A 6,516-nucleotide genomic window follows, 5' to 3' on the forward strand; every position below is an offset into this window, starting at 1 on the left:
GAATCGAGGGCGCGCTACAGTTCGGACGCGATAGTGGTCCCCGAGTTCGGCCCGATACTTTGGAATATCGTATCGCCGAGGTCTTCGAACAGCGACTCACAGTAGATGTCCACGTCGCCGTCTTCGACCCCAGCGATGAAGCCGCTGCTGTAACTGAACCGGAAGACGGTCTGGAAGTAGCGTGTCCCGTCTGCGGTCTCGTGGGGGAGCCAGAAGACGCTGGCCAACCCCTCAGGGAACTCCGGCGTGCTGTAGACGTCTATCTCCTCCCCCGCGTACGCTAGCGTTCTCGTGACTTCGAACTGTTCACGTCCGCTGCGAGCCTCGATTTCCGTCGAGACCGCCTGCTCTAACTCCGCCGGTGTAATGGGCTCGAACCACTGTCCGACGGTGAGGAACGTCTGGTACCGATTCTCGACGATATCGCTGCGGACGATGACGGTGTACCGGTCGCTGCGTCGGTCCGGGCTCGAACCGCTTTCTGTCCACGTGTCAGGATAGTCGAAGTCGAACACCAGCGGAGTATCGCCGGTGCCGTACGACTGGCGTTCGGTGGAGCCGAACTCGGTACAGGATATATCGTCGATTTGCTCACCGGCACCGGGCCCCGTCTCGACAGTGTCACTGCCCCCCGAATCGCTGTCGTCTCCACCGGTTTCTCCGCTGTCGTCTGAATCGGTCCCGTCGGAACCCTGACATCCAGCCAGTCCGACAGTTGCCCCACCCCCGGCGAGTGCTGCCAGGACGCGGCGACGACGTACCGGACGGTCCAGTCCCGTCATAGCTCCGCCCGCTCGGTTGCTACGGCCACGAATGCCGTACAGTTGTTCTGCGACTGTGTCGGAGTTTCTCCGTTCATCGCGACTTCTTTGGTGTATGATAGCATAAATTATTCTATGTGTGATGATACTGTCTTTTCCTTCGGTACGGGCCGGGCAGTCAATCGGACTGTGTATTTCGGGCCGGCAGTGGCGAGTTCGAGGGATTAGCAGATGCTCGGCCCGCCGACGCTACCGAAGATGTTCTCGACCCAAGCGGAGATGTCGTCGCCGAGCCGGAACATCGCGAGGTCCTTCGCGAGGTTACAGCCCAGAGCGATTGCAGCCTGCCCGATAGCACGGTCGAGATGGTCGGCGTTCATAATCGTGATTGCGAGACTCACCTGCCCGTAGAGCCGTGCGAGGACCTGGCCGTACGCGGCGACCGCACCGAGTGCGAGTCCGCCGGGGCCGGAGACAAGTCCCGCCTTCCCCGAAGCAAGTGCGAGGAGATTGACGACAGCGATAGCACGACTCAACCGCTGTAACTGTTCTTCGATGCGTGCCTGTGAGTAACCGCCGCCGGAGCCGTCGTCGAGGACGCCCGCGACTGTCCCGGTGTCGACGTTGACCGTCCAGAAGGCAAACGGGCCGTCGTCATCGGCGACGAGTGCGACCTCGTTCCCGCTCCGGGCCTCGACGACCCGGGCGTCGGCGGCCTGGTTCTCGTCGTCTTCCCAGTCAGCCGCGACCTCTCGGAACGGGACGAGGTCACGCCCGTCGAGGATGGAGGCGGCGCTGTCGTCGTACAGTGCGTCCTCGACGACAGCGACCCTTGCGGTTCGTTGTGCGGTCAGTCGGAACGCACGCGTGGGGTCGTCTGCGACAGTCCGGTACTTCGTCAGGTCGAGTGCGTCCGTGTGTTGGAGGATTTGGTCGGTGCCAAACTGGGGGCGCTGCTGGTGGAGTACGACACGCAGAGTATCCTGATACGTGTGTGAATCTTCGGTGATGGGGTTCGGCATCGGCCCCTGCAGGAGCATCAAATCCGCTGGCGTGACCGTGAATCCAGCGTCGAGCGCGTCGCGCACCGCCTCGGCGTCACCGGTAGTGGCCGCCTCGTGGATGCCACGCACGGAGAGTTTGCTCGTCAGGATATCGTCTAGCCACACGGATTCGGTAGTCGCTGCGGCCTCGAACGAGAGCACGTGTTCACCGAACAGCGCACCGGCGACAGCGTCCATATCGGCCTCGGACACAGTCCGCTCGGCGTCGCGAATCGGGTCCCAACCGGCCAGCGTTCGGGTTACCTCGCGGCCGCCGATGCGAACGGTGAGCTGGAGACTCGCGAACTCGTCGGGGAGCACAGTCGACCCCGGGACGACGTACTCGGTGTCGGCCGACGCAGTACTCTCCGGAACCGAGACAGTTGCCACACGTTCGTCGCCGGCGGCCCAGTCAGTTGGTGCAGTGTAGTCCAGCAGGTACGAGGGGAGGTCGGCCGCGGTAGCGTCCACGAAATCGGTGACGGTCGCGACGGCGTCGTCGTGACCGTCGACCATACGGTAGGTACCGCCGGAGAGGGTAGCCATCTCGCGGAGTGCATCCCTGTCGCGGCGGTCGACGTTCATCATCAGGGCTGGCGGGCCTGCTCGGAGTACCTCCGAAATGCCGGGCGTGAGTTCGTCGCCGACGTCGCCGTCTGTCGCGTACACGATGAGGTTCGCGTCGCTCTCTGCGGCCTCTGCCAAGTTCGTGTAGATGTCCGAGTTCGTCCACGTCTGCTCGATACGAGCCCCCTCGTGGCCAGTCGTTATCGCGTCCCGAAGCCGCCCGACGAGGTCCGCCATCACGTCGTCGGCATATGCGCTCGGCATACTCCCGGACCTGTCGACGAGGAGTTGTACGCGCGGCGCGCTCGTCGTCGCGGCGACAGAGATTCCCGTAGGTTCGTCGTCGACTACTTCGAAGGCTGCCGCCGGGAGTCCCTCGACGGCGTCGCCGGTGGCGTCGTACGCTGTGACCCCGAGACGGACGTTCGGGTAGCGAGCGGTGTCAACGGTCGCCTCGACGGTGTCGACCACCGTGGGGTCGACACCAGCTGCAGGGTCGACGACAGGGCGGCCGTCACGGTAGACGACGCCGTCGTCGTCGACGGTCAGCGTTGCACCCGAGCGCGTGACTGCGTCGCCCTGTACCGACAAACTCTGTACGGTCTCGAGACCGGCGTGAGGGTCCGAAACCGTGAGTGCCGGAACGAACGTATCTATGTCGGAGAAACGGACACCGGGGTTCTGGAACGGGTCGATTCCGGAGAGCATGTCGACGCGAACCTGTCGACCGGGGAGGTCGGCAGCGGACCAGTCCCCCGTGACGAGTTCGTGGGGGTTCCACCGGTCGTTGGCTGTGGCGGCCGACAGTGTCACCTGAACCGTCGGATACGCGTCGGGACTCGTGTCCTCCCAAATCTTCGGGTTCTCTCCGAGACCGGAGGTGTCGAGGGTCGCATCGGGCAAGAACGGATTCGCGTACGTCATCTCGCCGTCGATGTCGACGCGGACGATTGGCAGTTTCGCGAACCGGTCCCACCCGAAATAGAACGGCTCGTCCACTGCATCAGCACCCGGGTACACATCGAGGATAGATTCGGCGAGTGCGGCACTCTCCGAGCCACCGACATCGACTGCACTGGGTATCTCGTCACCACCGACGACGTCACGGTAGTGTGCTGCCTCTGCCTCCGAGAGATTGGGGGCGAACTCGCGACTGGGTGGCCTAAACAGCATTTCTCGAACCTGCTCGGCTGTCAATCGCGGCCGGACGTCGACCACGTCCGCCTCGAACCCGGCATCGGCGAACAGTTTGGCGAGGGTATCCGCGATATCCAGTGGTGTTCCGGTACCACCACGGAGCGTGCCGCGTGGCCCCCATCGCCGAGTCCGGTTCGCGTCGTCCATATCCTCGACGCCGGATGGGTCGACAGCAAGTTCGTCGCGGACGAAGGCGAAAATGGCGTCGGCGTCACCCTCGTCGACGAGCCCAGCAGCCCGGACCGGGAGGTGGTCCGGACTCGTTCGCATAGCGTCACGGATAGCTTCGAACGCCTCGAACCCGGCGTCTTCGCTCGGGTCACTGACAGAGGGTGTCGTCTCGGCACCATCCCCGCCGAGGAGTGCATATCCGCCGGCCGCACCGACACCGCCGACTCCAAGCGCGGCGAGTATCGTTCGCCGACTGAACCCGTCTTCCGAATCGCTACCGTCCGTCTTCGAACTCACCGCACTGGTCTTCGTTTTCGCTGCCGGACGGTTCGCATCCATAGACGCTCTACGTGAAGCGGTATAATGACTGCTCTGGCTGTCCAACGCTCCGATTACTTGAACCAGCACACAACGGAGTAGGTGTAGCGCGTGTGGTCTGATGGGTCAGTTGGCTCACCGGTGACAGACCCAGCAGTGCCGTCTTCCCAATACAAACGGCCGAGAGACGATGTTCGAATCGGGTCGGGACCACGCACAGAATCCGCCGCGCTCGCTGTGCTCACGAGGACCAAGTTTTTGCCGCGAGTGGTTCCCGCAGCGAGCCGGAGGCTCGCGAGGAAACCCGAGCGGGAAAAAGTGGTATGCCGCCTCCCCGATTTGAACGGGGGACAGCTCGATCTTCAGTCGAGTGCTCTCCCAGTCTGAGCTAAGGCGGCGTGCATCCTACCGTGGGAGGGTCCCCAAAAAAAGGATTTCGAAAGCCGGCCGTCGTCACGCCGTGAGGTCGACGCCGTCGTCGAGTGCGAGTCCCGTCAGCAGGTACTCCGCGGAAGAGCGGGTCGTCGCCATCGGCGTGTCGTGAACGTCACAGATGCGCAACAACGCCGAGATGTCCGGTTCGTGGGGCTGGGCGGTCAGGGGGTCCCGGAGGAAGATGATGCCGTCGAGGCTTTCGTCGGCGACCTCCGCGCCTATCTGGAGGTCCCCCCCGAGCGGGCCGGACTGTTTACGCTCGACGTCGACACCCGTCTCCGCCTCGATGCGCTTGCCGGTCGTCCCGGTCGTGACGATTTCGATGTCGTCGAGGTAGTCGGCGTGGTCGCTGGCGAAGTCTATCATCTCGGGCTTCTCGTCGTCGTGGGCGATCAGCGCGATCCGTGTCATACCGGCCTATCACGCGCCAGCGAGAAACCAGTTCCGGCGGTCAGGCCGACTCGACCGTGACGCCTCCGTCGGCGGTGACGGTCACCTCGTGGCCGTCGACCTCGAAGGCGAGTGACTCGGCGTCGCTCTCGCCCGACAGGAGGGCGTCGAGAGCGTCGAAATCGACGTAATCCGAGAGCGGTTCGACGGCCTCGCGGTCGAGGTCGGTCGCCGCGAGGACATCGGCGACGATGACTTCCTCGGCGGGTTCGGGGGCGACCCACGCCTCGGCGTCGTCGGTGGCCTCGGACTCGGGGTCACGGATGATGTACGGGCCCCGGTAGTCTGCACTCATACCACGGTGTATCAGGTAAACGCATATACATACACAGGAGCCCTTTCACAGTCTGAAAGAGGGTGGGGCCGTCTGCGGGGCGTTCAGCCGAACGGGGGTGTGTTTCCCTTCCAGAAACTGACGCGCTTGGGAGCGGAGGCGGTCCCGTTGCGGTTGTTCGACTGCCGATCACCGGGAGTCGGAATCGAACTCCCGGTCGTCGAGCAACTGGTCGTCGAGGACGGTCTGGACGAGGGTTCGGATCCCGCGGCGGAGGCGCTCGGAGGCCGCCTGACTGGAGAGGTCGAGTTCGGCCGCGAGCTCCGAGAGCGTCACCTCCCGTGGGATGGTGAAGTAGCCGCGTCGGACCGCGAGTTGGAGAATCTCGCGCTGGTACTCCGTGAGGCCGTAGACGTCGCCGACGCCTGCGGTTCGTCGTTGTACATCGAGTGGATAGAGAGGTCGAGGGCGGCGTCGTCACACCGGTCGCGGAAGTGGCCGAGGCTCTCGCGGTCGGGGACCCAGAGGTCGAACTCCCAGGAGTCGGCGTTGCTCGTCGCCTCGAGGACGAGGACGTCGGTCGAGACGGAACAGTCGTAGAAGTCGGTGACGGACGCGTCGGCGGGGTGGTAGGCGCGAAACAGCGACGCGTCGGCGGTCGTCGAAAGTCGTCGGTAGTCAGCGACGGTTTCGTCGTCGGCCAGTGCGTCGGCGACGTCGCCGCCACCGGCGTCCTGTATCCAGAAGACACTCCGCAGTGGGACGGACCGGGCGGTGTCGAACCGCTCGACGGTGATCGTCGGTGTACCGAGTGCTGTCCGGGTGGTCGAGAGGAGATCGAGAGAGGCGTGTGCTTCGACTATCATTGTTGGATATCGTATCCGCGGAGAACACACCGCGGCAACCGCTCGTGGATCGAGTGGGGTGCTGGGGTAGCCGGGCACAGGTATGTCAGAGGCACGTGGTCCGGACTGTCCGTTCCCAACACCTGATACGTGATACTACAGATGCCGCGATATGTGTGTTACCTGTATATTCAAGCGTTTATATATCCCACCACCCCGGACGGTGTATATGGCCTATTGACCTCTGGCAAATTTAAATATTTTCTCCCTGATATGATCCCTCGTAGGTTTTTTCGTGGGCGGCGTCGGCGAGGACGAGTTGGGCGATTCGGGCACCGGCCTCTATCTCGATTGGGTGGTACACTTCCAGTAGGCCCTCCCCGCGGCCCTCGTAGCCCGCGTCCCACACGGCGGTGTCGAGCATACAGGAGTTGCGCAACAGCGACGACCGGGGG

At 63.7% G+C, this 6,516-nt stretch carries 7 protein-coding genes and 1 tRNA gene; all 8 read right to left on the reverse strand.

The annotated features are described in order from the left end of the window. Window positions 1-14: 14 nt before the first annotated feature. Window positions 15-782, reverse strand: coding sequence for a hypothetical protein (locus tag GJ629_RS04580; RefSeq protein WP_157511955.1), 768 nt, complete (start codon window positions 780-782; stop codon window positions 15-17). 203 nt (window positions 783-985) lie between these two features. Beyond that, window positions 986-4,036: a hypothetical protein gene (locus tag GJ629_RS04585; RefSeq protein ID WP_157511956.1), complete on the reverse strand. Its 3,051-nt coding sequence runs from the start codon at window positions 4,034-4,036 to the stop codon at window positions 986-988. 345 nt (window positions 4,037-4,381) lie between these two features. Next, window positions 4,382-4,455, reverse strand: a tRNA-Phe gene (locus GJ629_RS04590). 55 nt (window positions 4,456-4,510) lie between these two features. After that, window positions 4,511-4,903 carry a methylglyoxal synthase gene (locus tag GJ629_RS04595; RefSeq protein WP_157511957.1) on the reverse strand — a complete coding sequence of 131 codons (393 nt, stop codon included), beginning with the start codon at window positions 4,901-4,903 and terminating at the stop codon, window positions 4,511-4,513. 40 nt (window positions 4,904-4,943) lie between these two features. Further along, entirely contained in the window at window positions 4,944-5,237 is a 294-nt protein-coding gene (locus tag GJ629_RS04600) for a HalOD1 output domain-containing protein (protein WP_157511958.1), read from the reverse strand. A 168-nt stretch (window positions 5,238-5,405) separates the two neighbouring features. Then, window positions 5,406-5,600: a helix-turn-helix domain-containing protein gene (locus tag GJ629_RS04605; RefSeq protein WP_370515788.1), complete on the reverse strand. Its 195-nt coding sequence runs from the start codon at window positions 5,598-5,600 to the stop codon at window positions 5,406-5,408. Further along, complete coding sequence (locus GJ629_RS04610; RefSeq protein WP_157511959.1) at window positions 5,549-6,082, reverse strand: bacterio-opsin activator domain-containing protein; 534 nt, start codon at window positions 6,080-6,082, stop codon at window positions 5,549-5,551. The genes GJ629_RS04605 and GJ629_RS04610 overlap by 52 nt, the downstream gene beginning before the upstream one ends. A gap of 232 nt (window positions 6,083-6,314) precedes the next feature. Next, a partial coding sequence (locus GJ629_RS04615) for a dCTP deaminase domain-containing protein (protein WP_394350931.1) occupies window positions 6,315-6,516 on the reverse strand: 202 nt, incomplete at its 5' end.

It is taken from the genome of Halapricum sp. CBA1109, from assembly GCF_009741825.1.
Classification (GTDB): domain Archaea; phylum Halobacteriota; class Halobacteria; order Halobacteriales; family Haloarculaceae; genus Halapricum.

Excerpts from the sequence above, each read along its gene's own strand:
- GJ629_RS04580 (WP_157511955.1), bottom strand. The coding sequence starts at position 782 with ATGACGGGACTGGACCGTCCGGTACGTCGTCGCCGCGTCCTGGCAGCA.
- GJ629_RS04595 (WP_157511957.1), bottom strand. The coding sequence starts at position 4,903 with ATGACACGGATCGCGCTGATCGCCCACGACGACGAGAAGCCCGAGATG.
- GJ629_RS04600 (WP_157511958.1), bottom strand. The coding sequence starts at position 5,237 with ATGAGTGCAGACTACCGGGGCCCGTACATCATCCGTGACCCCGAGTCC.
- GJ629_RS04610 (WP_157511959.1), bottom strand. The coding sequence starts at position 6,082 with ATGATAGTCGAAGCACACGCCTCTCTCGATCTCCTCTCGACCACCCGG.